The sequence below is a fragment of the Curtobacterium sp. MCBA15_013 genome (assembly GCF_001865095.1).
Lineage (GTDB): Bacteria > Actinomycetota > Actinomycetes > Actinomycetales > Microbacteriaceae > Curtobacterium.
In genome coordinates, this window is record NZ_MJGQ01000006.1 from 224,987 (window position 1) to 250,201 (window position 25,215).

Genomic DNA, 25,215 nt, shown 5'->3' on the forward strand with positions numbered 1-25,215 from the left:
TCTAGGCCGGGCCTCCGACAGCCGAGCGGGCGAGCACGGCCAGGTCGGTGTGGTCGGCGAACACCCCGTCGACGCCGGTGCGGACGACCGAGGTGAACCACCGCTCCCAGTCGCCGAACGCCGCGACCTCGCCGCCACGACGCAACGGCGCCGGCAGGAAGCGGTTCTCCGGTCGCAGCGTCCACGTGTACACGGCGAGCCCGGCCTCGTGCGCGCGGTCGACGACGACGCTCCGCACGGGTGCCGGATCCTCGAGCGCGACGCTGTCCACCCCGGCCATCAGCGTCCCCAGGTCGACGCTGATGCCGTGGAACTCCGTCGCGAAGGCTGTGAGCGCGTCGTCGGACCGCTCGGCCGCGTAGGTGGGAGCCAACGACCCGTGGGACGCGACCTCGTCCGCCGCGCTGCCCCGCGCCTCCTGGAGGTAGACGAGCCGCCCGCCGGTCCCGCGCTCCCGGAGGTCCCGCAGCACCCCCTTCTCGAAGCTCTCGACGGTGAGGCGCTCGTCCCCGCGCCACCCGGTCTCGGCGAGGACCCCGTCGAGGAGCTGCCCCATCGGGAAGCCGGCGCGGTCGAAGAAGTCGGCGTGCTTGATCTCCGCGACGAGTCCGACCGGCCGGGGAGCCGCGTCGAGGATCGCGAGCAGGTCCTCGAGGCGGAGGACCGGCTCCTCGCCGTCGTGCTCCGCCGACCCCGGTCGCAGGGCGGGGAGGCGCTCGCGGGTCCGCAGCGTCCGCAGCTCGGCCCACGTGAAGTCCTCGGTGAACCAGCCCGTCGTCTTCTGCCCGTCGACCGTCTTCGTCGTGCGCAGGTGCCGGAACTCGGGGTGGTCGGCGACGTCGGTCGTGCCGGAGACCTCGTTCTCGTGCCGCAGCACCAGCACGCCGTCCTTCGTGGGCACGAGGTCCGGCTCGATCGCGTCGGCACCGAGTTCGATCGCGAGCTCGTACGCGCTCCGCGAGTGCTCGGGACGGTAGCCGGACGCGCCGCGGTGGGCGATCACCAGGGTCATGGCCCCGACACTACGGCCACATCCGGCGCGCGGCGTCCCCGGGCCGGTAGGTTCACGGCATGGGGCTCGACCGGGGGTGGAAGCGGAGCAGCGTCGCCGCGGCGACGGTGCTGGTCGGCGTCGCGGCGTGGGTCGTGCCGGCCTCCGGATCGGCACCCCTGCACCTCGCCGAGGGCGGGGGCGAGGTCTGCATGGAGGGTCGCACGGACGCCACCGTCGGCATCGCGATGCTCGACCACCCGACGGGCGACCCGATCGTCGTCAGCGCGGTGTCCGCACCGGGGGACGGCGTGCGCATCGTCGACGCGTTCGTGGTCCGGTACCCGCACGGTGCGACGGACCCGGTCCGGTACGGGACGGACGAGTGGCCGGTCCCCGCACACTGGGGCGAGCCGGAACCGGCGCTCGGCGCGTCGGTCGCCGCGGGCGATGCCGCCGACCTCGTCGTGCACGTCCGCCGCGATGCGCGCGACGGCGGCTCGGTGGGTCCGGTGCGGGTCGCGTACACGCAGGGCGCGCGGCTGTGGTCGGAGACCACCGGTACCGAGGTCGCGCTGCGCGCGCACTGCTGATCCAGGAGGCGCGGTGCCGGTCCGTTCCGACCCTCGCCGTGAGCGGTCGGCGGGCTCCGGGCCGGTTCGGGGCGCGCACGCAGCGCACGACCGTAGGCTGCGCTCGTCGGGTCCCCACGGGGCCGCTTCCGCTCGCCGCGAATCCTCAGCCTTCCGCGACCGAGCCCACCTAGGCTGAGAGGACTCGAATCTCCAAGGAAGAGGACACCATGGCCTTCAAGCCCGGTTTCGACCAGTCCCCCGCCTTCAACAACCAGGGGCCCAACACCTGGGGTGGGCGCGGCGCTGGTCAGCAGCAGGCCGGCTGGGGACAGACCCCGCAGCAGGCACAGGGCGGGATGACCCCCGAGCAGCTGCAGTACATGTACGACCGCCCGGCGGCCAGCACGGTCGACACGGACCGCATGTCGTACGAGGACACCATCGTCAAGACGCTGCTCGCGTTCGGCGTGCTCGTCGTGGGTGCCGTGGCCGGCTGGAACGCACCGATGATCGTCTGGATCATCGGCGCCGTCGCCGGGTTCGTGCTGGCGCTCGTCAACATGTTCAAGAAGAAGCCGTCGCCCGGGCTCGTCCTGGCGTACTCCTTCGCCCAGGGCCTGTTCGTCGGTGGCATCTCGCACTACTACCAGAACGCGTTCGGCGGCATCGTCGTGCAGGCCGTGTTCGGCACGCTCGGTGTCTTCGCCGTGACGCTCGCGCTGTTCGCCTCCGGCAAGGTCCGCGCGACGCCGAAGGCCACGCGCTTCTTCCTCGTCGCGATGGTCGGGTACCTGGTGTTCTCGCTCATCAACCTGGTCCTCATGTGGACCGGCGTGACGCAGACCGCGTTCGGTGCCCTCGGGTTCGAGATCTTCGGCATCCCGCTCGGCGTGATCATCGGCATCCTCGTCGTGGTCATGGCGGCGTACTCGCTGATCCTCGACTTCGACCAGATCCAGACCGGCGTCCGTCGTGGCGCTCCCCGGATCTACGCGTGGACGGCGGCGTTCGGGCTCATCGTCACGATCGTGTGGCTGTACCTCGAGATCCTGCGCATCCTCGCCATCGTGGCGAGCAGCCAGCGCAACTAGTACTCGGCACGACCCGAAGGGCCCCGGCGAACACGCCGGGGCCCTTCGTCGTTCCCGGGTCAGGGGCGGCCGACGACCCTCCCACGCCGAGATCGCATGACATGCCGCACGTGCATCGCCGAGGTCGCACAACGTGCCGCCCGTGCATCGCCGAGGTCGCACAACGTGCCGCACGACCTCGCCGCGAGCGGCAGATCGTGCGACTTCGCCGCACGCACGACCTCGCCGCACGCACGACCTCGCCGACCGGCCTCCGGACGCGGGACGGCCCGGCACGCAGGACGCGTGCCGGGCCGTCAGCGCGGGAGGACTACTCCCACTCGATCGTCCCCGGCGGCTTCGACGTGACGTCGAGCACGACCCGGTTCACGTCGGGCACCTCGTTCGTGATGCGGTTCGAGATCTTCGCGAGGGTGTCGTACGGCAGGCGCGTCCAGTCGGCGGTCATGGCGTCTTCCGACGAGACCGGACGGAGCACGATGGGGTGGCCGTACGTGCGACCGTCGCCCTGGACGCCCACGGAACGGACATCGGCGAGCAGGACGACCGGGCACTGCCAGATCTCCTCGTCGAGGCCGGCCGCGGTGAGCTCTTCGCGGGCGATCTTGTCGGCCGCGCGGAGCAGCTCGAGACGGTCCTTCGTGACCTCGCCGACGATGCGGATGCCGAGCCCCGGGCCGGGGAACGGCTGGCGACCGACGATGACCTCGGGCAGTCCGAGCTCGCGACCGACGGCGCGGACCTCGTCCTTGAACAGGGTGCGGAGCGGCTCGACGAGCTCGAACGTCATGTCGTCGGGGAGACCGCCGACGTTGTGGTGCGACTTGATGTTCGCCGTTCCCGAGCCACCGCCGGACTCGACGACGTCCGGGTAGAGCGTGCCCTGCACGAGGAACTTGACCTCGGCATCAGAGTCGGAAGCCTGGGCCTCGAGCACCAGCGCCTCGGCCGCGGCCTCGAACGTGCGGATGAACTCGCGCCCGATGATCTTGCGCTTCTGCTCCGGGTCGCTCACGCCGGCGAGGGCGTCGAGGAACTGCTGCTCGGCGTCGATCGTGATGAGCCGCACACCGGTGGAGGCGACGTAGTCCTCTTCCACCTGCTTGCGCTCGTCGGCGCGGAGGAGCCCGTGGTCGACGAAGACGCAGGTGAGCTGGTCGCCGACGGCCTTGTGCACGAGCGCCGCGGCGACGGCGGAGTCGACGCCACCGGAGAGTCCGGCGATGACCCGGGCGGCACCGACCTGTGCGCGGATGCGTTCGACCTGCTCCTCGATCACGTTCGCGGAGTTCCAGTCACCGGGGAGCCCGGCGGCACGGTGCAGGAAGTTCTCGAGCACGGCCTGGCCGTACACCGAGTGCTTGACCTCGGGGTGCCACTGCACGCCGTAGAGCTTGCGCTCGTCGGAGGCGAACGCGGCGACGGGGGTCGAGGCGCTGGACGCGAGGACCTCGAAGCCCTCGGGTGCCTTCGCCACGGAGTCGCCGTGGGACATCCAGGTCACCTGCGACTCCGGCTGGTCGCCGAGGAGTGTGCTCGTGCCGGGCGAGAGCGTGACGTCGGTCGCGCCGTACTCGCGCAGCCCGGTGTTCGCCACCTCGCCACCGAGCGCGGTCGCCATGGCCTGGAAGCCGTAGCAGATGCCGAGCACGGGGACGCCGAGGTCGAGGATGTCGCCGTCGAGCGCGGGCGCACCGGTCTCGTACACGGACGACGGGCCGCCGGACAGCACGATGGCCGCGGGGTCCTTCGCACGGACCTCGTCCGCCGTGATCGAGTGCGGGACGATCTCGCTGTAGACGTTCGCTTCACGGACCCGACGCGCGATGAGCTGCGCGTACTGGGCACCGAAGTCGACGACGAGGACGGGACGCTGTTCGGTCTCGCTCACCGAGCGGCCTCCTTCTCACGCTGCTGGGCAGCGGTCAGCTCGTGGTAGGTGTCCATGGCGATCTTCTGCATGCGGTGCTCGACCACGAACGACATGAACGGGATGATGCCCCCGAGGGCGATGAGCAGGAAGCGGATCGGCTTCCAGCGCATGATGCTCCACAGACGGAAGTCGGTGAAGAGGTAGAGCACGTACAGCCAGCCGTGGGCGATGAGGATGCCGATCGACAGGTTGAAGGTGCCGGGCTCCTTGCCCGCCGTGCCCTCCGGCACGAAGAACGCACCGCCGCCGAGCTGCATCTCGAGGTGCAGCGGCGTGTACTTGATGACCATCTCGACCACCAGGGCGAGCAGCAGCACGCCGGTGATGTACGCCGAGACGCGGTACCACTTCACCGCGCCCGGGATCTTCGGGATGTCGCGGGTACGGACGGTCAGAGCCATATCGGCCATCCTACCGTCGGTCGACGAGGGCACCGTCGACGCTGAGTGCGGCCTCACGCCGCTCTTCTTCCTCACGCTCCCAGGCGTCCTTCACGAACCGGTACCAGAGGAAGACGGCGAACCCGGCGAACACGACCCACTCGATCGCGTAGAACAGGTTGAGCCAGTCGAACTGGACCTCGCGCGAGGGCGCCCGGTCGGCGATGGTGCCGAGGTCGGCCGCCTTCGCCGTGGTGCCGTCGGCGACGACGTACCCGAGGTACATCCGGTCGTCGAACGCCTTCCACGTGTTCACGAACCGGGCCGGCGCGACCGCCGAGTACTCGCCCTTGTCGTAGGTGTCCTGGTCGGGCGACTCGGCCGGGTAGTAGCGCCCCTCGACCGTGAGCCGCGTGCCGTCCGCCAGACGATCACCACCGGCGACGGCGGCGGACCGCTGGTCGGACCACCCGATCACCACCGGGAGGCTCGCGCCGCTCGTGTCGTCCACCAGGTGTCCGACGGTCTGGTAGGTCCCGCCACCGGTCCGGCCGGTCAGGACGGTGGTGTCACCGGCGACGAACGTCCCCGTGACCGTCACCTTCTGCCCGGCCATCTTCTCGGTCGCGGGCTGCATCGGCCCGGTCACGGCGTCGAGGCTCTTCCGGTTCTCGGTCGTCGCGGGGAGGGGGGTGCCGTTGGCGATGCTCCGCTCGAGCTGCCACTTGCCCAGCCCGGCGAACACCGCCGCGAGCACGAGCGCCAGCAACAGCAGCGCGATCCACCTCGGTCGTCGGGCTACGGCCCACATCTGTATCAGTACTCCGGATCGCGCTGGCGGACCGGGCGCTCGGGGCGCTCGGCGGGGGTCTCGACCGACGACGTCCGGGGCTCGGACACCGTCTCCGGAGACTCATTCTCCCGCTCTTGGCTGCCAGCGGCCTCCACCAGGGCGAACTCCTCGGCGAACTGGCGGTCCCGCTCCGCCCGACGAGCGGCAGCGGCGGCGTCCGACTCGGCCTCTGCCGCCTCGGCCGCGGCAGCCGCTGCGACCGCTCGACGGCCGCCGAGACGCGTCCGCAGGCGTGCCAGACGGGCCGGGCGGATCACGAGGCGACCGATGCGGTCCGAGTTGACCGCGAGCAACGGCCCGAGGATCGCCATGACGAGGACGTACAGGCCCGCGAAAGCGGTGATGCGGGCTTCGAGCCCGGCAGCGGCCGAGAGCGTCGCGAGGATCAGCGCGAACTCGCCGCGGTTCACCAGGATGACGGCGGTGTTGATCCCCTGCTGGATGTTGAAGCCGTTCATGCGCGCGACGAGCTGTCCCGCGATGGCGTTCAGCGCGACGGTCATGCCGATCGCACCGAGCACCGGCCAGAGCACCTCGCCGAAGGTCGACAGGTCGAGCCCGAGCCCGAAGTTCACGAAGAAGAACGCCGCGAACACGTCGCGCATCGGCAGGGCGAGCTGTTCGATGCGGTCGCGGTAGCGCGTGGCGCCGCAGAGCAGGCCGATCACGAACGCCCCGATCGCGTCCGTGACACCGAGCAGGTCGCCGATGCCGCCGAACATGACCGCGAGGCCGAAGAACAGCACGGTGAACAGCTCGTCGTCACGGGTCGCGAAGATCCGGGACACCCACTTGCCGGCGAACCGGGCCAGCGTGAACATCACGATGAGGAACCCGAACGCGAGCGCGAGCTTGCCGACGACACCCCACACGTTCGTGTCGCCGGAGAGGACCACCGAGACGATCGCGAGGTAGATCGCGATGAAGACGTCCTCGATCACGGTGACGCCGAGGATCATCGGGGTCTCGTCGTTCGCCAGGCGACGGAGCTCGATGAGGAGCTTCGTCACGATCGCGCTCGACGAGGTCGCCGTCATGCCGGCGATGATGAGGGCTTCGCGCGTGCCCCACCCGAGCGAGAACCCGAAGGCGAACCCGACGCCCATGTTGATGGCGACGTACGTGCCACCGGACACCAGGAGCTTGCCGGCGTTGCCGTAGAACTCTTCCTGGTCGAACTCCAACCCGAGGTTGAACAGCAGCAGGATGAGCCCGAACGTCGCGATCAGCTCGATCGTGTGCGACTCGACGTTCAGCCCGATCCACGGGGTGTGGGGACTCGCGATGAGCCCCACGACCATGTAGATCGGGATCGCGGGCAGCCCGATCGTCTTGCCGAGTCGTCCGAGGACGTAGGCGATGATGAAGAGGATGCCGATGGTGAGGAGCTCACCACCCAGGTGCACGGGCTAGCTCCTCGGCGGGGCCTCGGCCGCAGCGGCCGCAAGCTCTCCGCTGCGGTAGAACGAGAACGCCTTCGCGACCTTCTCGGGTGCACCGGCGACGACGATGGTGTCGCCCGGGAACACGACGAAGTCGGACGACGGGGCCGGGTTGGCGCTGTCACCACGGACGACCGCCACGACGGTCAGGCCGATGAAGCCCGAGTCGTGCAGGTCGCCGAGGGGCTTGCCGGCGATGGCGTCGTCGTAGTCGACCGAGAACCAGTCGATGCTGAGGCCCGGGATCTCGTCGAGCTTGTCGAGACCCTCGGTGATGCGCGTGCCGCCGAGGAGTTCGGCGAGCGTGTGCGCCTCGTCCTCACTGAGGCGCAGCGACACCTTCTCCGACTTGTCGGCGCCGTCCGAGACGTCGGCGAAGGAGATGAGGTCGGAGTGACCCGACCGGTGCGTGATGACACCGCACTTGCCACCGTCGTCGGTGTAGAAGCTGTGCAGCACGCCGACTCCGGGGAGTTTGACGCGATGGACGTCGACCATGATGGCTCCCTTTTCGAGTACCCCGATGATAACCACCGCGATGGTCCGTCCATTCCGTTCCGCTACAGTCCGGTGGACGGGGAAGACAGGGGGAACGCTGTGGACGAGCAGGACAGGACCAACCGGCTGGTGGCCGGCACCGGGATCGCGGTGGTGGCACTCTACGCCGCACTGCTCGCCGTCCAGGCACTCGTGCTCGATCCGCTCGCCGCGGTGCCGGGCGCCTCGCTCGGCGAGGTCCACGCGGAACTCGAGCGCCAGGGCTTCGCGGTCGGCACCGACATCGCCGCCGTCGTCGGGATCGCCGTCGTCGGCGTCGCCCTGGCGATCGGCCTCGGCAGCTCCCTCGTCGTCACCCGTGCACGGCCGTACGTGACCGCCGCGGTCCTGCTCGGGGTGGTCGCGCTCGGCGGTCCGATGACCTGGTGGAGCGGCTTCTGGCTCGGCATGGACGTCGCCGACGCGTACGGCGTCGGCGGTGGAGCGCACACCGCCTGGGCCGGTGTCCTCCTCGTCACCAGCGCGATCGCGCTGGCCGCGGTCCCCTTCGTCCTCGTGATCGGCCAGGCGATCAGTGCACGCCGGACCACGCACCGGTCGCGCGCTGCCTGACGGAGCCGACCCGCGCCTCCAGGCAGTCGAGAGCCAGGAGGCACGGGGCGCGTCCTACTCGGGCTCGCTCGTCTTCTCGCCGACCACCTGCTCGTCGGACGCCTTGGCACCCTCGGCACCGCTCGACCGGCCACCGCCGACCACCACGTCGTCCTCGTCGAAGCCGAAGGCGATGTCCGGCGCCTCGAGCCGCACGCGGTCCGCCGAGGCGTCGTCGGGCTGCAGCTGCGACTCGCGTTCCGCGGCGACGCGCTTGAGGTAGTTCGAGACCTCGTTCTCGGTGGTCTCCTGGTCCCAGCCGAGCACGTCCGCCATGAGCTTCGCGGCGACGGGCGCCGCCGACTCACCGCGGTCCCACGCCTCGATCGAGATGCGGGTGCGGCGGGCGAGGACGTCCTCGAGGTGCAGGGCGCCCTCGTGCGAGGCCGCGTAGACGACCTCGGCGCCGATGTAGTCGTCGGCACCGGGGAGCGGCTCGGCGAGGGACGGGTCCTGCTTCACGAGCCGCAGCACCTCGGTCGCGAGCGTGCCGTAGCGGTTCAGCAGGTGCTCGATGCGGACCTTGTGCACGCCGAAGCTCCGCGCGGTGCGGCCGCGTCGGTTCCAGGCGGCGGGGTAGCCCTCGGCACCGAGCAGTGGGATGTCCTCGGTGGTCGAGCCCGGGATCTTCCCGTCCATCGCCGCGACGGCCTCGTCGATGGCGTCCTTGCCCATCACGCGGTACGTGGTCCACTTGCCGCCGGCGACGACCACGAGCCCGGGGACCGTGTGCGCGACGACGTGCTCGCGGCTGAGCTTCGACGTCTGGTCGGACTCCCCCGCGAGCAGCGGCCGGAGTCCGGCGTACACGCCCTCGACGTCCTCACGCGTGAGCGGGACCGCGAGGACCTTGTTGACGTGCTCGAGGATGTAGTCGATGTCCGCCGCGGTCGCCGCCGGGTGCGCCTTGTCGAGGTACCAGTCGGTGTCCGTCGTGCCGACCAGCCAGTGCCGGCCCCACGGGATCACGAAGAGCACGCTCTTCTCGGTGCGGAGGATCATGCCCGTGTTCGACTGGAAGCGGTCGCGTGGGATGACCAGGTGCACGCCCTTCGACGCCCGCACCTTGAACTGCCCACGGGTACCGACCATCGCCTGGGTGTCGTCCGTCCAGACGCCCGTCGCGTTGACGACCTGCTTCGCGCGGATGTCGAACTTCTCGCCCGTCTGGATGTCGTGCGCGTGCGCGCCCACGACCCGCTCCCCGACCTTGATGAAGCCCTCGATGCGGACGCGGCTCGCGGCGGAGGCGCCGTACGACGCCGCCGTGCGCACGAGCGACGCGACGTACCGGGCGTCGTCGACCTGGGCGTCGTAGTACGTCATGCCGCCGACGAAGGCGTCCTTCTTGAGGCCGGGCATGTTCTTGAGGACCTGGCTCCGGCTGAGGTGCCGGTGGTGCGGGACCCCCGGCGGCCGACCACCGGACCAGCTGAAGACGTCGTACATCGCCATGCCGATGCCGATGTAGAAGCGCTCCCACACGCGGTGGTTGAGCGGGTAGAGGAAGCGGACGGGCTTCACGAGGTGCGGGGCGATGCGCTGCAGCAGGAGGCCGCGTTCGATCAGTGCCTCGCGGACGAGCGCGAAGTTCAGCTGCTCGAGGTAGCGGATGCCGCCGTGGACGAGCTTCGACGACCGGCTCGAGGTCCCCGAGCCCCAGTCGCGGGCCTCGACGATGCCGACGCTCAGGCCACGGGTGACGGCGTCGAGTGCGCTGCCGCCACCGACGATGCCACCGCCGACCACCAGGACGTCGAGCTCCTTGGTCTTCAGGGTCTCGATGGCGGCCGCGCGTTCGTCGGGACCGAGCTTCGCCGACGGGTCGAACCCCACCCCCGGGGCGGCGGTCTCGGGCCGGGCGGGCCGGGTCGCGCTGGACGTGCTCGTGCTGGTCTTCGCCATCGTCGCCTCCGTGTCACGGTGACGCCGGGCGTCACCCGCGCCGGAGTGCGGGTGCCACCGTCAGTTCCGGTGGTACGGCGCCACGACCACTTCTACTCGCTGGAACTCCTTGACGTCGGAGTATCCGGTCGTGGCCATCGATCGACGCAGGGCGCCGACGATGTTCGCGCGGCCGTCCCACGTCGGGGTGGGGCCGTTCAGGACGTTCTCGAGCGGGGCGATCGTGCCGACCTCGACCCGGCGGCCGCGCGGCAGCTCCGGGTGGTGCGCCTCGGCACCCCAGTGGAACCCACCGCCGGGGGCCTCGGTCGCGCGGGCCAGTGCGGTGCCGAGCATCACGGCGTCGGCGCCCATCGCGATGGCCTTGACGACGTCGCCGGCGGTGTCGAGCCCGCCGTCGGCGATGACGTGCACGTAGCGGCCGCCGGACTCGTCCATGTAGTCACGGCGAGCGCCGGCGATGTCCGCGACGGCCGTGGCCATCGGGGCGTGGATGCCGAGGGCGGCCCGCGTGGTCGATGCCGCGCCGCCGCCGAAGCCGACGAGCACACCAGCGGCACCGGTACGCATGAGGTGCAGGGCCGCCGTGTAGGTCGAGGCGCCGCCCACGATCACCGGGACGTCGAGCTCGTAGATGAACTTCTTGAGGTTGAGCGGCTCGGTGTTCTGCGAGACGTGCTCGGCCGAGACCGTCGTGCCGCGGATGACGAACAGGTCGACACCGGCGTCGACGACGGTCTGCGAGAACTCCTGCGTGCGCTGGGGGCTGAGCGACCCGGCGACCGGGACACCGGCGGCGCGGATCTCGGCCAGGCGCGCGGTGATCAGCTCGGCCTTGACCGGCTCGGAGTAGATCTCCTGCATGCGCTTCGTGACGTTGCCGTCGGTGAGCGCCTTGATCTCGTCGAAGTAGGGCGTCGGGTCCTCGTAGCGGGTCCAGAGGCCTTCGAGGTCGAGGACGCCGAGCATGCCGAGCCGGCCCATCTGGATGACCGTCGCGGGCGAGGCGACGGAGTCCATCGGGGCCGAGAGGATCGGCGACTCGAACGTGAACGCGTCGATCGACCACTGCACGCTCACGTCACGCGGGTCACGCGTGCGCCGCGAGGGGACCACCGCGATGTCGTCGAACGCGTACGCCCGACGTCCGCGCTTGCCAGCACCGATCTCGACTTCACTCACCCGGCAAGCCTAGCGGTCGTGTCCCCCGGGTGACACGGGCGCGACGGGCAGGGCGCGCGGCGGACGTCAGCGCGTCCGGCGTGCGCGGCGCCTGCGGAGCGTCCGCAGGACGAGCCCGAGCAGCAGCGCCAGCACCACCAGCACGCCGACCAGCGCCGCGGCGACCTTCACGAGCAGCGCCGCCCCGACGAAGAGCACGGCGAACACCAGCCACACGAGGGCGTCGAGCACGAGGGGGCCGGGAGTCCGCACGCGACCGACGATAGCGACCCGGCGGGGGCGGGTCGCGCCTCCTGGACGACGCGCCGTCCCGACGACGCGCCGTCCCCGCGACGTGGGCCGCGCACCGGTCCGCATGAGGAGCGGGGCCGTGCGGCGCTGAGCGTCCACGCACGACCCCACTCGGTGCGGGTACCGCCCCCACAGCGGCACCCACGGTCGACACCGCTCGCTCAGCGCGCGGAGTCGACGTCCTTGGCGAGCGTCCCCAGGTACAGCTCGATGACCTTCGGGTCGTCGGCGAGCTCCTTCCCGGTGCCCGAGTACGCGTTCTTCCCCTGGTCGAGCACGTACCCACGATCGCAGATCTGCAGACAGCGTCGCGCGTTCTGCTCCACCATGACGATCGACACACCGGCCTTGTTGATCCGGCGTGTGCGGATGAACGTCTCGTCCTGGCGCACGGGCGACAGCCCCGCGGAGGGTTCGTCGAGCAGCAGCACCTTCGGGTCCATCATGAGCGCCCGGGCCATCGCGACCGACTGCCGCTCACCGCCGGACAGCGATCCGGCACGCTGGCCCTTCCGCTGTCCGAGGACGGGGAACAGGTCGTAGATGACCTCGAGCCGCTCGGCGAACTTCCGGGGTCGCAGGTACAGGCCCATCTGCAGGTTCTCCTCGATCGAGAGCGAGGGGAAGACGTTGTTCGTCTGCGGGACGAAGCCCACACCGGCCTGCACGAGCTTGTTCGCCTTGAGGTTGGTGATGTCGTCGCCCTGCAGGGTGACGGAGCCCTCGCGGATGGACACGAGGCCGAACAGGGCCTTGAGGAGCGTCGACTTGCCGGCGCCGTTCGGCCCGATGATGCCGATGAGCTCGCCCGGGTAGCAGTCGAGGTCGCAGCCGTTCAGGATGTTCACCCCCGGCAGGTAGCCGGCGACGAGGTTCTTCGCGCTGAGCACGGGCTCGCGTTCCAGCGTGGCCGCCGGGGCGGCGGTCGCCGGCGACGGACTGGAGGCGCTGCTCGCGTTCGTGGGCTCGCTTGCGTCGGTCATCGGGTCGCCTCCTGCTCGTCTTCTTCCGCTACTTCCTCGGCGAGTTCCTCGTAGGTCTCCTCGTTGAGGAGCGAGTCGTCACCGAGGTCGGTGTCGTGGTGCGCACCGAGGTACGCATCGATGACCGCACGGTCGTCCATCACCGTGTCGGCCGGCCCCTCGGCGACGACCTTGCCCTCGGCCATCACGACGACCCAGTCCGAGATGTGCCGGACCATGTGCATGTCGTGCTCGACGAAGAGCACGGTCATGCCGTCGTCGCGCAGGGACTGGATGTGCCCGAGCAGCGACTGGGTCAGCGCCGGGTTCACGCCGGCCATCGGCTCGTCGAGCATGATCATCGTCGGGTCGGACATGAGCGCCCGGGCCATCTCGAGGAGCTTGCGCTGCCCGCCGGACAGCGAGCCCGCGTAGTCGTCGGCCTTCGTGTCGAGCTTGAAGCGGGCGAGGAGGTCCTCGGCCTTCGCCGTGATCTCGCGCTCCCGCTTCCGCCAGAGCGCGGGGACGAGGCCGACGAAGAAGTTCTCGCCGGGCTGGTCGCGGGCGCCGAGGAGCATGTTCTGCATCACGGTGAGGCGGCTGAGCGCCTTCGTGAGCTGGAACGTGCGGACCATGCCCTTGTTCGCGATGTGGGTGGCGCTGGTCTTCTGCAGGGTGTTGCCGTCGAACCGGGTCGTCGCGCCGGGGCTCGGCTTGTCGAACCCGGTGAGCAGGTTGAAGAACGTCGTCTTGCCGGCGCCGTTCGGGCCGATGAGGGCGGTGATCGAGCCGCGCTGGACCTCGAGGTGGTCGACGTCGACCGCGGTCATGCCGCCGAAGCGACGGGTGACGTCGTCGACGACCAGGATCGGGTCGTTCTTGGGGTGGGCGTACGACTCAGACACTGAACGTCAACTCCTTCTTGTTGCCCAGGAGGCCCTGTGGACGGAACACGATGAGGAGCATGAGCGCGACGCCGACGAGCACGTAGGAGAACTGCTCGGCCTGCTGCGCGTTCATGATCGAGTTCGGGATGAAGTCACCGGCGAGGGTGCGGATCGCGAGTCGGACGACGAAGAAGAGCACGGCGCCGAGCACCGGTCCGAACACCGTCGCCGCACCGCCGAGGATGAGCGCCGTCCAGATGAAGAACGTCATCGAGCGGCCCATCGCGTCCGGTTGCACCGAACTCGGCAGGACGTAGATGATCCCGGCCAGGGCCCCGAGCGCACCGCCGAACACGAGCGCCTGCATCTTGTACGAGTAGACGTTCTTGCCGAGGGAGCGGACGGCGTCCTCGTCCTCGCGGATGGCCTTCACGACACGGCCCCAGGGGCTGCGCATGAGCAGGAACAGCACGAGCGTGAACAGGGCGACGAGCCCCCACGCCGCGATCCGGATCCACCAGCCGTTGACGCCGTTGTTCGAGTACGTGAACCACAGGAGCGTGGTGGTGCCGTCGGGGAGCGGGCTGAGGGCGTTGAACGGGTCGCGGTAGCTCGACCCGGTGATGCCGTTCGAGCCGCCGGTCGTCGTGGTGAGCAGGCTCGACCGTCCCACCATGCGGATGATCTCGGCGCCGGAGATCGTCACGATCGCCAGGTAGTCGCCGCGCAGCCGCAGGGTCGGGATGCCGAGGATGATCGCGAACACGATCGACACGAGCAACGCGACCAGGACGGCCATCACGAACGGCAACCCGTTGGTGATGGAGATCGCGAAGCCGTACGCGCCGAGCAGCAGGAACGCCGCCTGGCCCATGTTGACCAGGCCGGTGAGTCCGAAGTGGACGTTGAGGCCGATCGCGGCGAGCGCGAACGCCGCCGTGGTCGGGGCGAGTGCTTCCTGCGTGAGGGAGGACAGCAGGTTGAGGATGTAGTCCATGGCGGCGCTCCTTAGCCGATCCGCTCGGCGCGGCCGAAGATGCCCTGCGGCCGGAACAGCAGGATGAGGATGAGGATCACGAGGGCGGTGGCGTACTTGAAGTCACCGGGCAGCACGAGGTTCGTGAGCTCCACGACGACGCCGATGATCATCGAGCCGACGAGTGCGCCGTAGGCGGTCCCGAGGCCACCGAGCGTGACCGAGGCGAACATGAGCAGCAGCAGCTGCAGGCCGGTCTGCCAGTTCACGCCGTTGAGCACGAGGCCGAGCATCACGCCCGACAGTCCCGCGAGGCCGGCGGCGAGCGTCCACACGAACCGGATCACCCGGTCGACGTCGATGCCGGACGCGCTGGCCAGTGCCGGGTTGTCCGACACCGCACGGGTCGCACGGCCGAAGCGCGTCTTCGCGAGGAACAGACCGGTCGCGACGAGGACGACGAGCGCGATGCCCATCGCCACGTACGACTGCACCGTGAGCGTGACCCCGGCGAAGCGGACCGTCTCGGGGTTGCCCTGCTGGATGCGGACGGTCGAGGCGCCGAAGAAGTACTGGAACGCGTACTGCGCGGCGATCGACAACCCGATCGTCACGATCATGAGCTGCGTCAGGCTGATGCGCTTGCGCCGCAACGGCCGCCAGATGCCGGCGTCCTGCAGGTAGCCGGTCGCCGCGCACAGCAGCGTGACCACCACCCCCGTCAGCCAGATGTTCCACCCGAGCTGGTTCGCGAAGAGGTAGGCGAGCAACCCGCCGAGGGTTACCTGCTCACCGTGCGAGAAGCTCGACAGGCCGGTCGTGCCGTAGATGAGCGAGAGGCCCACCGACGCCAGCGCGATGAGGAGCCCGAGCCGGATGCCGGACGCGAACTGCTGCCAGGCGCGCTGGGGCGTGACGCTCGTGGCGTCGTCGTTCGTGACGACGCCCTGCTGGTCGGACAGCTGGAAGATCTGCCCGACGTTCGCGTTGAGGCTCGCCGACACGGTGCGCTTCGCGTCCGCCGCGTTCGTCAGGTACTGGCCCTTGGGCAGCGTGTCCTGGTCGACGCTCACGGTGTAGCTGCCCGCCTCGGTCACGCTCACCGACCAGCGCCCGGCGTCGGACGTCGTCGCGGTCTGCGCGAAGCCACCCGGCCCGGCGACGTCGACGTCGACGCCCGGGACCGGTTCGCGGTCCGAGTCGGTGATCGTGCCCTGGATGCAGCCGTTCGTCGGGCTGACCGTGCACGGCTGGGTGCTGGCGGGTGCGGTGCTCGCGGACGCCGATGCGCTCGCGGTCGGGGCCGAGGTGGCGCCGATCGCCGGCAGCGTCACCGCCCAGTCGATCAGGAAGGTCGCCAGGAACGCGAGCACGAGGACGGCCATGATGACCGGTCGCTTTCGTCCAGGGCGGAGGCGGAACCTGCGCAGCAGTGCAGGTCCCGGCGGAGTGATGGATCCCACGGAAGAGCCTCTCGTTCGGATGACGAGGACGCTAGGGGGATTGTGTGACACCCGTGTTTCCATCACGTTCCCTGTGTGATTCGTGCCGCAACTGTGACGTTGTGGAGGAAGGCCGGACGGAGGTCCCGGGACGGGGCCGCACCGCGCCTCCTGGCTGCTCACGGGTGTCCACGGGGCGGAATGCGGAAGAGCGCCTGCGCGTTACCATGGTCTATCCGGAACCCGCCGCAGCGTTCCCGGTGTCTCGACCACTTCACCTCGCCCACGAAGGGGACCCATGGACCAGCCGGATCCGTTCGGATTCATCGGACTCACGTACGACGACGTCATGCTCCTGCCGGGGTACACCGACGTCATCCCGAGCGAGGCGTCGACCGCGTCCCGGCTCACCAAGCGCATCACGGTCAACGTCCCGCTGCTCTCCGCGGCGATGGACACCGTGACCGAGGCCCGCATGGCGATCGCCATGGCCCGACAGGGCGGCATCGGGATCCTGCACCGCAACATGTCGATCGCCGACCAGGCGGCCGCGGTCGACAAGGTCAAGCGCAGCGAGTCGGGCATGATCACCAACCCGGTGACCACCAGCCCGGACGCCACCGTGGCCGAGGTCGACGCGCTCTGCGGACAGTTCCGCGTCTCCGGCCTGCCGGTGGTCGAGGGTGACGGCACCCTCGTCGGCATCATCACCAACCGCGACATGCGGTTCGTGGCGCCGTTCGAGCAGCAGACCACGCTCGTGCGCGACGTCATGACGAAGGCCCCGCTCATCACGGCTCCGGTCGGCATCGACCCGGACGACGCCGTCGCGATCTTCGCCGAGCACAAGATCGAGAAGCTCCCCCTCGTCGACGAGGACGGCAAGCTCCGCGGTCTCATCACCGTCAAGGACTTCGACAAGAGCGAGAAGTACCCGGACGCCACGAAGGACGACGCCGGACGCCTGCGGGTCGGTGCCGCGATCGGCTTCTTCGGCGACGCCTGGGAGCGCGCGACCGCGCTGCGCGAGGCCGGCGTGGACGTCCTCGTCGTCGACACCGCCAACGGCCACAGCGCCGGCGTGCTCGACATGGTCCGCCGTCTCAAGGCCGACCCGGCGTTCGCCGCGGTGGACGTCATCGGCGGGCAGGCCGCCACGCGCGAGGGCGCCCAGGCGCTCATCGACGCGGGCGTCGACGCCGTCAAGGTCGGCGTCGGCCCGGGATCGATCTGCACGACGCGCGTCGTCGCTGGTGTCGGCGTCCCGCAGGTCACCGCCGTGTACGAGGCCTCCCTCGCCGCGCGTGAGGCCGGTGTGCCGGTCATCGCCGACGGCGGGCTGCAGTACTCGGGCGACATCGCGAAGGCCCTCGTGGCCGGTGCCGACACCGTGATGCTCGGCTCGCTCCTCGCCGGCACCGACGAGTCGCCCGGTGACCTGGTGTTCGTCAACGGCAAGCAGTTCAAGGCCTACCGCGGGATGGGCTCCCTCGGCGCCCTGCAGACCCGCGGCAAGAAGACCTCGTACTCGAAGGACCGCTACTTCCAGGCCGACGTCCCCTCGGACGACAAGCTCGTGCCGGAGGGCATCGAGGGCCAGGTCCCGTACCGCGGCTCGGTGGCGAACGTCGTCTACCAGCTCGTCGGCGGCCTGCGGCAGTCGATGTTCTACGTCGGCGGCCGGACCGTCCCGGAGCTCAAGGCCCGCGGCAAGTTCGTCCGGATCACCCCGGCCGGGCTCAAGGAGTCGCACCCGCACGACGTGCAGATGGTCGTCGAGGCGCCGAACTACAGCCGCTGACCCGACCCGCACCCGCGAACGCCCCTGCTCCCGGACGGAGCGGGGGCGTTCGTCGTCGGTCGGCAGTAGGGTCGCGGCATGGTCAGCGCCGTGTCCCACACCTCGATCGACTGCCGTGACGCCTACACGCTCTCGGAGTGGTGGAAGCAGGTCCTCGGCTACGTCGACGTCGCCGACGACCCGAACGCGCCCGGGCACGAGGAGTGCATGATCGTCGCTCCCGACGGCTCGCACCACGTGCTCTTCATCGAGGTGCCGGAAGCGAAGGCCGTGAAGAACCGCATCCACTTCGACCTGCGGCCGACCGACCGGACCCGCGACGAAGAGGTCGTGCGGCTGCGGGGCATCGGTGCGCTCGAGCTGGCCGACCGACGCACGGCGAGCGGCGGCTGGGTGGTGTTCGCCGACCCTGAGGGGAACGAGTTCTGCGTCCTCCGGTCCCAGGCCGAGCTCGACGCCTGACCCCGGCCAGCCTCCACCCGGGCGGCCGGCGTCCCTGTCCGGACTGCGCGGGTCCGGTCGACCGCGCCCGGGCGCTCGGCTCGAGACCCGCGGGTTTCCGCAGACCTCGCGTCACGGCTGGGTAACGAAACACTTTGCGTACCGCCCCGTCACGCGGCTGAAACACCGTGACCCTACGTTCTCTCACATCCCCAGCGGGACCTGAGGTTCCGCGCAGAGAAAGGGCTCCACGGATGATCAGAACCACCCGTGCCACCACGGCACTGGCAGTGGCAGGAGCGGCGGCGCTCCTCCTCGCCGCCTGTTCCACCACCAGCGGCGGCACCTCACCGTCCTCCTCCGCGTCGGGAGGCGCGAAGAAGGACCCCGCCGCGAGCTGCAAGGCCCCCGACACCCCGGGCACCGACGCGCTGAAGATCGGCACGATCCTCCCGCTCACCGGTTCGCTCGCCTACCTGAACCCGCCCGCGGAGTCCGGTGTGGGACTCGCGGTGCAGGACATCAACGCCGCCGGCGGTGTGCTCGACAAGGACGTCACCATCGACCCCGCCACCGACTCCGGTGACAGCAACGACATGACGGTGTCGAGCTCCGCGGCGACGAAGCTCGTGAACGCGAAGGTCCCGGTCGCGATCGGCGCCGAGTCCTCCAGCGTCACGCTCAACGTCATCGACCAGCTCACGAGCAACTGCATCGTGGAGATCTCCCCCGCGAACACCGCGTCGGACCTGTCCGGCTACTCGTCGTACTACTACCGGACCGCTCCGCCGGACTCAGTGCAGGGATCGGCGCTCGGCCAGCTCGTCACGGGTGACGGCAACGCCAAGGTCGCGTTCCTCGTCTTCAACGACACCTACGGCACCGGTCTCCGCAACACCGTGCAGAAGGCGATCGAGGACTCGGGCGGATCCGTCGTCTACGGCGGCAAGGGCAAGGGCCAGGAGTTCCCGCCCGGCCAGACGACCTTCTCGTCCGAGGTGACCGCGGCGCTCGCCACGAAGCCGGACGCCATCGTCGTCCTGGCCTTCGACGAGACGAAGTCGATCATCCCGGAGCTGAAGTCGCAGGACGCCGACATGTCGAAGATCTACATGTCCGACGGCAACACAGCGGACTACTCGAAGGACTTCGACAAGGGCACGCTCACCGGCGCGCAGGGCACCATCCCCGGTGCCTCGCCGAAGGACGAGTTCAAGGCCCAGCTCTCCGCCTACTACAAGAAGTCGTCGGGCAAGGACCTCGCCGACTACTCGTACGCGGCTGAGTCGTACGACGCCACCGTCCTCGCCGCCCTGGCCGCGGTGAAGGGCAAGGGCACGGACTCCGGCACCATCCAGGCCAACATGGCCGCGGTGTCCGGTGCCGACGGCGGCACGGAGTGCTCGACGTTCAAGGACTGCGTCGCCCTGCTCGACAAGGGTGAGGACATCCACTACACGGGTCCGTCGGGCATCGGTCCGTTCGACGACAACAACGACCCGTCGAGCGCCTACATCGGCATCTACAAGTTCGACGGCGACAACAAGCCCGTCTACCAGAGCGCGATCCAGGGCTCGGTCAAGAAGTAGTCGGCAGCACCGGATCGACAGCGCCTCGCGGCCCGGCCGCGGGGCGCTGTCGCGTGCGGCGGCGGCGCCGGCGGCGGGCCGAGACTCGGCTGCGCGGACAGTTCCGTGGCGGACACGGCGCGAAACTGTCCGCCGGGCCGAGACTCGGGGCCCGGCGGGCGGGCCGGCAGGCAGGCAGGCCGGCAGGCGGACAGGACACGGGCCCTGGAGGCGCGGCTCGGCCCCGTCAGACCGGCTCGGCCGCGGTGGGCGCCACCGCCCGGCGCCGCGATGCCCGAGCGGCCAGGAACGAGTCGGCCGTCAGGATGACCAGGGCGAGCCAGACGATCCCGAAGCCGAACCACCGGGCACCCGACATCGGCTCGTGCTGCACGACCACCCCGACGAGCAGCTGCATCACCGGCGCGAGGTACTGCGTCAGCCCGAGCGTCGACAGGCTCACCCGACGGGCGGACGACGCGAACAGCAGCAGCGGCACGGCCGTCGCGGGCCCGGTCAGCACCGTCACGAGGACGTGCACCCAGCCCTCGCTCGTGAACGTCACCCCGCCGCCGAGGCCGGTCGCGCCGAGCACCACGAGGGCGACCACGGCGATCGGCAGCAGCCACACGGTCTCGATCGTCAGGCCGCTCAGGGCGTCCACCGTGCCACCGACCCGCTTCTTCACGAGCCCGTACAGGCCGAACGAGAACGCCAGCACGAGGGAGATCCACGGCATCTGTCCGTAGCCCACCGCGATGACGACGACGGCCACGATGCTGATGCCGACGGCGGTCCACTGCAGCGGACGCAGGCGTTCGCGGAGCACCACGACACCGAGCGCGATCGTCACGAGCGGGTTGATGAAGTACCCGAGCGCCGCCTCGACCGTGTGGCCCGTGGTCGTCGCCGCGACGTACACGGTCCAGTTCACCAGGATGAGCACGGCCGCGAGGCCCATCACGAGCATCACCCGACGCTGGGCCATCAGGGTGCGGGTCCGGAGCCAGGAGCGGGTGACGGCGATCGCGATCGCGCAGAACACCAGCCCGAAGACGATCCGCCAGGCGACGATCTCGAACGCGCCGGCGGGGGCCATCGCCGCGAAGAGCAGCGGCATGAGTCCCCACAGCCCGTACGCGATGATCGCCTGCACGACGCCGACGGATGCCTCGCTGCGGGCCGGGCGCGCCGGGGACGGTTCACTCACGGAACCATCCTAGGAACGGGCACCGACGGTGCGGGGTCGAGCCGCGCCTCCTGGACCCGCCGACCCGGCGCGGAACGCGAGAACGCCCCGCCCGGCCGGAGCCGAACGGGGCATTCGCGATGTGTACTGGACTCAGTGCACGATGACCGCGAGGACATCGCGCGCCGAGAGGACGAGGAGGTCCTCGCCCGAGTACTTGACCTCGGTGCCGCCGTACTTCGAGTAGATGACCTTGTCACCCACGGCGACGTCCAGCGGGACGCGGTTGCCGTTGTCGTCGATACGACCCGGGCCCACGGCGACGACCTCGCCCTCCTGGGGCTTCTCCTTCGCGGTGTCCGGGATGACCAGACCGGAAGCGGTGGTCTGCTCCGCCTCGACCTGGCGGATGACGATGCGATCCTCGAGCGGCTTGATGCTGACGGCCACGGTGACCTCTTCTTTCTCGGTACTGACTCGGTACAGATGAAAACCGTGTTGGCACTACGCACAGGAGAGTGCCAACCGCCCCAACTCTAGGGCGTCGTTGGCACTCGGTCAATCCGAGTGCCAACGTCCGACCGGGCTCTCGGCGACCTGGGAGGATCGTCGGGTGGAAGCCGCCGATCTCGCCCAGTTGCTGACCCCCGAGGGGATGGCCCTGCTCGACCGTACCCCGGCCGTGTCCGACGGTGGTGAGATCGTCCGGGTCGTCTCACGACTGCGCTCCGAAGGACACGATCCGGGCCTCGTCGCGGCGGTCCTGACGCAGGCGAGGCTCCGGCAGAAGGCCCGTGGGAAGTTCGGGGACTTCGCCTCCCGCATGCTCTTCACCGAGGCCGGCCTCGAGCAGGCGACCCGGCTGCAGGTCGCCGCCCAGCACGCCGGACGCTTCGCCGCCGCTGGGCTCACCCGGGTCGCCGACCTCGGGTGCGGCATCGGCGGGGACGCGATGGCGATGGCGGCGCTCGACCTCGAGGTCACCGCCGTCGACCGTGACGAGGCCACCGCGGCCGTCGCGACGCACAACCTGTCGCTCTGGGACTCCGCACGGGTGGAGCTCGGCGACGCCGCTTCGTTCGACCTGTCCCGCGTCGACGGGGTCTGGATGGACCCGGCGCGCCGGACCTCCGGCCACGCGAACACGAAGCGCCTCGCCGACCCGGACGACTGGTCCCCGTCGCTCGACACCGTGTTCGCCGCCGCCACGACGACCCCGACGGGTGTGAAGCTCGGGCCGGGCGTCGACCGCGACCTCATCCCGGACCCCGCCGAGGCGCAGTGGACCTCCGTGGACCGCGAGGTCGTCGAGCTCGCCCTCTGGTTCGGCCCCCTCGCCCGTCCCGGTGTCCGCCGTGCCGCGACCGTCATCGGGGCGCACGGGATCGCCGAGCTCACGGGCGACGCCGACGCCGCGGACGTCGAGGTCGGCGCGCTCGGCGCGTACCTGTACGAGCCCGACGGAGCGGTCATCCGTGCGCGGCTCATCGGCGACCTCGCCCGGTCGTTCGACGGCCGGATGCTGTCCGACGGCATCGCGTACGTCACCTCGGACCGGGCCGTCACGACACCGTTCGCGCAGGGCTTCCGGGTGCTCGACACGATGCCGCTCGACGTGAAGCAGCTCGCCGCGCGACTCGCGGCGGACGACATCGGGACCGTCGAGATCAAGAAGCGCGGGGTCGACGTGGACCCGGCGCAGTTCCGGAAGCGGTTGCGGTTGCGCGGACGGGGGCGCGTCACGCTCGTGCTCACCCGTCTGGAGGGACGGCACGCCGCGATCCTGTGCGAGCGGCTGGGAGACGTGGCCGGGTAGGCATCGCACTCAGTAGCGACTTTTCGATATGTGACATCCTGAATGCTGTCCGCTCCGAAAGGTTCAGCATGAAGCACTCCCCCTCACCCATGTCCCGGTGCCTCCTCGTCGTCGGCACGTCCGGTCTGGCGCTCCTCGCGCCACTCGCGCTGTCGGTCCCTGCAGTCGCCGTCGCACCCGCCACCGTACTGGCGGTCTCGGATGCGCCCCGCGCCGCACTCACCGTCGACACCACCACCTACCGTGCCGGCGACACCGTCACCGTGACGGGTACCGCAGCGCCGGGTGCGCGCGTCGGTGTCCTGTTCGGCGATCGAGACCTCGTCCGGAAGAGTGCCGCCGCCGACGGCCGCTGGACCATCACCAGCGAGCGCGCCGTGCTGAGCACGGCCGGTCTCTCGATCACTGTGACCGCCGGGACCGGGAACGACGCCGAGACCGTGACCCGTACCCTTGCCCACGACACCAGCGAACGGCCGCTCACGGTCGACACCACCAGGTACCGCGTGGGCGACCTCGTCACCGTGAAGGGCACCGCATCGCCGCGCGCGCTCATCGCGGTCGTCTTTGGCGGCAAGGACTCCGAGACCGGCCGTGCCGACGACCGTGGCAACTGGAGCATCACCAGTCTGCGGCCGGCCACCGCCACCAATGGACTCTCCCTCGAGGTCAGCACCGGTATCGGCGAGACCGCGCGCACCATCGAGCGCACGCTCACCGTCGACACCAGTGAGCGCCACCTGACGGTCGACACGGACAAGTACCGCGTCGATGACCTTGTCACCGTCAGCGGCACCGCCGAACCCGGAGCGTTCGTCCACGTCCGGTTCCGCTCCAACGACACGGTCGACAGCCGCGCCGACGACGACGGCAACTGGCGCATCACCAGCATGTACGCGGCCACGGCGACCGACGGGCTCACCCTCCAGGTCAGCACCGGCGCCGGCGCCAGCCTGCGTACGATCGAGCACACCCTCGCCCGAGACACCAGCGAACGGCCGCTCACGGTCGACACCACGAAGTACCGCGTCGGGGACCTCGTCACCGCCACCGGCACGGCCGAACCCCGAGCGTTCATCGCCGTCAGCTTCGGACGCGTCAACAACTCCGACACCGCACGCGCCGACGACGACGGCAAGTGGAGCATCACGAGCCCGAAGTCCGTCACCGAGACCGACGGCATCACCCTCACCGTCAGCACCGGTACCGGCGACTCCACACGCACCATCGAACGCGCCCTCACCGTCGACACCAGCGAACGCCACCTGACGGTCGACACCACGAAGTACCGCGTCGGGGACCTCGTCACCGCCACCGGCACCGCCGAACCGCGCGCGTTCATCGCCGTCAGCTTCGGACGCGTCAACAACTCGGAGACCGGCCGCGCAGACGACGACGGCAAGTGGAGCATCACGAGCCTGAAGAACGTCACCGAAACCGAGGGCATCACCCTCACCGTCAGCAGCGGCACCGGCAGCAGCACACGCACCATCGAACGCGCCCTCACCGTCGACACCAGTGAACGTCACCTCACCGTCGACACCACCGACTACGCGCCGGGTCACCTTGTGACCGTTTCCGGCACCGCCGAACCCCACGCGTTCGTCGGCGTGGAGTTCGGTCCCCGCAACTTCTTGGACGGACGCGCGGACGCCGACGGTGACTGGAGGATCACCAGCCCGAAGGGCGTCACCGTCACGGGTGGGCTCCAGATCCGGGTCCACACGGGTTCCGGGTCGACCGCCCGCACCGTCGAGCGCACGCTCACCGACGCCACCGAGACCGACGTGCGCGTGACGTCGCCGAAGCAGTACCTGAGCGGCACACCGCTCCGTGTCGAGGGGACCGCACGCCCCGGCGCGACGGTGAGGATCTCGGCTCAGGACGCGGTGATCAACATCCCGCTGGGCGGAGCGGTCGTCGCGTCCCCGACCGGACAGTTCTCGTTCACCTCGAAGCGATCGGTGGCGTTGTCGGACGGAGACCCGAAGCTGTCCGTGACCGTGCAGCAGGACGCCGACGCAGCGACCGTGCACGAGTTCCGATCACTGCAGGAAGGCGTGGAGTACGTTCCGACGCGCCTGACCTCCGACAAGACGTTCTTCAAGGGCGAGGGCGCTCGCCTCGTCGGCACGGCGTCCCCGTACACGTCGTTGAGCGTTCGAGTGGACGACGGGGCCCAGGAGTTCGTCCGCGCCGACGCCAACGGAGCGTTCGATCACACCACGCGCAAGCTCCCCGGGGAGTCCTACCGGATCACGATCCACCAGCTGTTCGGTGACGAGGACAAGACGACCCACGAGTTCACGGCGCGGGACGGTGCGACCGAGCCCGCGCTCCG

Annotated in this window: 23 protein-coding genes; 8 read left to right on the forward strand and 15 right to left on the reverse strand. The window is 70.0% G+C overall.

Features of this window, described 5'->3' with window-relative positions; genetic code table 11:
* Position 1: 1 nt before the first annotated feature.
* On the reverse strand, positions 2–1,012 hold the full coding sequence (locus BIV01_RS05180) for a glycerophosphodiester phosphodiesterase family protein (protein WP_071302130.1): 1,011 nt from the start codon (positions 1,010–1,012) through the stop codon (positions 2–4).
* A gap of 59 nt (positions 1,013–1,071) precedes the next feature.
* Between BIV01_RS05180 and BIV01_RS05185 the strand changes: the two genes are divergently transcribed.
* Complete coding sequence (locus tag BIV01_RS05185) at positions 1,072–1,584, forward strand: hypothetical protein (protein ID WP_071302131.1); 513 nt, start codon at positions 1,072–1,074, stop codon at positions 1,582–1,584.
* A 209-nt stretch (positions 1,585–1,793) separates the two neighbouring features.
* The gene (locus BIV01_RS05190) at positions 1,794–2,657 is read left to right on the forward strand and encodes a Bax inhibitor-1/YccA family protein (protein WP_070417722.1); all 864 of its coding nucleotides are present in this window, start codon (positions 1,794–1,796) and stop codon (positions 2,655–2,657) included.
* A gap of 310 nt (positions 2,658–2,967) precedes the next feature.
* Here the strand turns inward: BIV01_RS05190 and guaA are convergent, their stop codons facing one another.
* From guaA to BIV01_RS05215, 5 genes are read right to left on the reverse strand one after another with little or no spacing between them, the layout of a single operon-like run.
* Entirely contained in the window at positions 2,968–4,548 is a 1,581-nt protein-coding gene (gene guaA, locus BIV01_RS05195) for a glutamine-hydrolyzing GMP synthase (RefSeq protein WP_071294785.1), read from the reverse strand.
* Positions 4,545–4,991 (reverse strand): DUF3817 domain-containing protein, encoded by a 447-nt coding sequence (locus tag BIV01_RS05200; protein WP_070417720.1) that lies wholly within the window; start codon positions 4,989–4,991, stop codon positions 4,545–4,547. Before BIV01_RS05200 ends, guaA begins: the two co-directional genes overlap by 4 nt.
* Positions 4,992–5,001: 10 nt before the next feature.
* Positions 5,002–5,781, reverse strand: coding sequence for an SURF1 family cytochrome oxidase biogenesis protein (locus BIV01_RS05205; RefSeq protein WP_071294786.1), 780 nt, complete (start codon positions 5,779–5,781; stop codon positions 5,002–5,004).
* Between the two features lie 5 nt (positions 5,782–5,786).
* Entirely contained in the window at positions 5,787–7,229 is a 1,443-nt protein-coding gene (locus tag BIV01_RS05210) for a cation:proton antiporter (protein WP_071302132.1), read from the reverse strand.
* Positions 7,230–7,232: 3 nt separating this feature from the next.
* Positions 7,233–7,763 carry a cation:proton antiporter regulatory subunit gene (locus BIV01_RS05215; protein WP_022906983.1) on the reverse strand — a complete coding sequence of 177 codons (531 nt, stop codon included), beginning with the start codon at positions 7,761–7,763 and terminating at the stop codon, positions 7,233–7,235.
* A gap of 99 nt (positions 7,764–7,862) precedes the next feature.
* Between BIV01_RS05215 and BIV01_RS05220 the strand changes: the two genes are divergently transcribed.
* Positions 7,863–8,375, forward strand: a complete 513-nt coding sequence (locus BIV01_RS05220; protein ID WP_071294788.1) for a hypothetical protein — start codon at positions 7,863–7,865, stop codon at positions 8,373–8,375.
* Between the two features lie 54 nt (positions 8,376–8,429).
* On the opposite strand, the gene BIV01_RS05225 is transcribed toward BIV01_RS05220, so the two are convergent.
* From BIV01_RS05225 to BIV01_RS05250, 7 genes are all read right to left on the reverse strand, one after another.
* Positions 8,430–10,319, reverse strand: a complete 1,890-nt coding sequence (locus BIV01_RS05225; protein WP_071294789.1) for a glycerol-3-phosphate dehydrogenase/oxidase — start codon at positions 10,317–10,319, stop codon at positions 8,430–8,432.
* Positions 10,320–10,379: 60 nt separating this feature from the next.
* Entirely contained in the window at positions 10,380–11,501 is a 1,122-nt protein-coding gene (locus BIV01_RS05230) for a GuaB3 family IMP dehydrogenase-related protein (protein WP_071294790.1), read from the reverse strand.
* Positions 11,502–11,567: 66 nt separating this feature from the next.
* Positions 11,568–11,753, reverse strand: a complete 186-nt coding sequence (locus BIV01_RS19270; RefSeq protein ID WP_139199221.1) for a hypothetical protein — start codon at positions 11,751–11,753, stop codon at positions 11,568–11,570.
* 200 nt (positions 11,754–11,953) lie between these two features.
* On the reverse strand, positions 11,954–12,775 hold the full coding sequence (locus tag BIV01_RS05235; protein WP_071294791.1) for an ABC transporter ATP-binding protein: 822 nt from the start codon (positions 12,773–12,775) through the stop codon (positions 11,954–11,956).
* A complete protein-coding gene (locus tag BIV01_RS05240; RefSeq protein WP_070417714.1) occupies positions 12,772–13,659 on the reverse strand; it encodes an ABC transporter ATP-binding protein in 888 nt (295 codons plus the stop codon). Before BIV01_RS05240 ends, BIV01_RS05235 begins: the two co-directional genes overlap by 4 nt.
* Positions 13,652–14,638 (reverse strand): branched-chain amino acid ABC transporter permease, encoded by a 987-nt coding sequence (locus BIV01_RS05245; RefSeq protein WP_071294792.1) that lies wholly within the window; start codon positions 14,636–14,638, stop codon positions 13,652–13,654. The genes BIV01_RS05240 and BIV01_RS05245 overlap by 8 nt, the downstream gene beginning before the upstream one ends.
* A gap of 11 nt (positions 14,639–14,649) precedes the next feature.
* A complete protein-coding gene (locus tag BIV01_RS05250) occupies positions 14,650–16,002 on the reverse strand; it encodes a branched-chain amino acid ABC transporter permease (protein ID WP_071294793.1) in 1,353 nt (450 codons plus the stop codon).
* Between the two features lie 355 nt (positions 16,003–16,357).
* Here BIV01_RS05250 and guaB point away from each other — a divergent pair, with 355 nt between their 5' ends.
* From guaB to BIV01_RS05265, 3 genes are all read left to right on the forward strand, one after another.
* Entirely contained in the window at positions 16,358–17,860 is a 1,503-nt protein-coding gene (gene guaB, locus BIV01_RS05255; RefSeq protein WP_070417711.1) for an IMP dehydrogenase, read from the forward strand.
* A gap of 78 nt (positions 17,861–17,938) precedes the next feature.
* Positions 17,939–18,322 (forward strand): VOC family protein, encoded by a 384-nt coding sequence (locus BIV01_RS05260; RefSeq protein WP_070417710.1) that lies wholly within the window; start codon positions 17,939–17,941, stop codon positions 18,320–18,322.
* A 233-nt stretch (positions 18,323–18,555) separates the two neighbouring features.
* The gene (locus tag BIV01_RS05265) at positions 18,556–19,890 is read left to right on the forward strand and encodes an ABC transporter substrate-binding protein (protein WP_071294794.1); all 1,335 of its coding nucleotides are present in this window, start codon (positions 18,556–18,558) and stop codon (positions 19,888–19,890) included.
* A gap of 226 nt (positions 19,891–20,116) precedes the next feature.
* Here BIV01_RS05265 and rarD read toward each other — a convergent pair whose 3' ends face one another.
* Positions 20,117–21,079: an EamA family transporter RarD gene (rarD, locus tag BIV01_RS05270; protein WP_070417709.1), complete on the reverse strand. Its 963-nt coding sequence runs from the start codon at positions 21,077–21,079 to the stop codon at positions 20,117–20,119.
* Between the two features lie 132 nt (positions 21,080–21,211).
* On the reverse strand, positions 21,212–21,508 hold the full coding sequence (gene groES, locus BIV01_RS05275) for a co-chaperone GroES (RefSeq protein ID WP_017885484.1): 297 nt from the start codon (positions 21,506–21,508) through the stop codon (positions 21,212–21,214).
* 163 nt (positions 21,509–21,671) lie between these two features.
* Between groES and BIV01_RS05280 the strand changes: the two genes are divergently transcribed.
* Positions 21,672–22,874, forward strand: coding sequence for a class I SAM-dependent methyltransferase (locus BIV01_RS05280; protein ID WP_071294795.1), 1,203 nt, complete (start codon positions 21,672–21,674; stop codon positions 22,872–22,874).
* Positions 22,875–22,942: 68 nt separating this feature from the next.
* A partial coding sequence (locus BIV01_RS05285) for a hypothetical protein (RefSeq protein ID WP_139199222.1) occupies positions 22,943–25,215 on the forward strand: 2,273 nt, incomplete at its 3' end.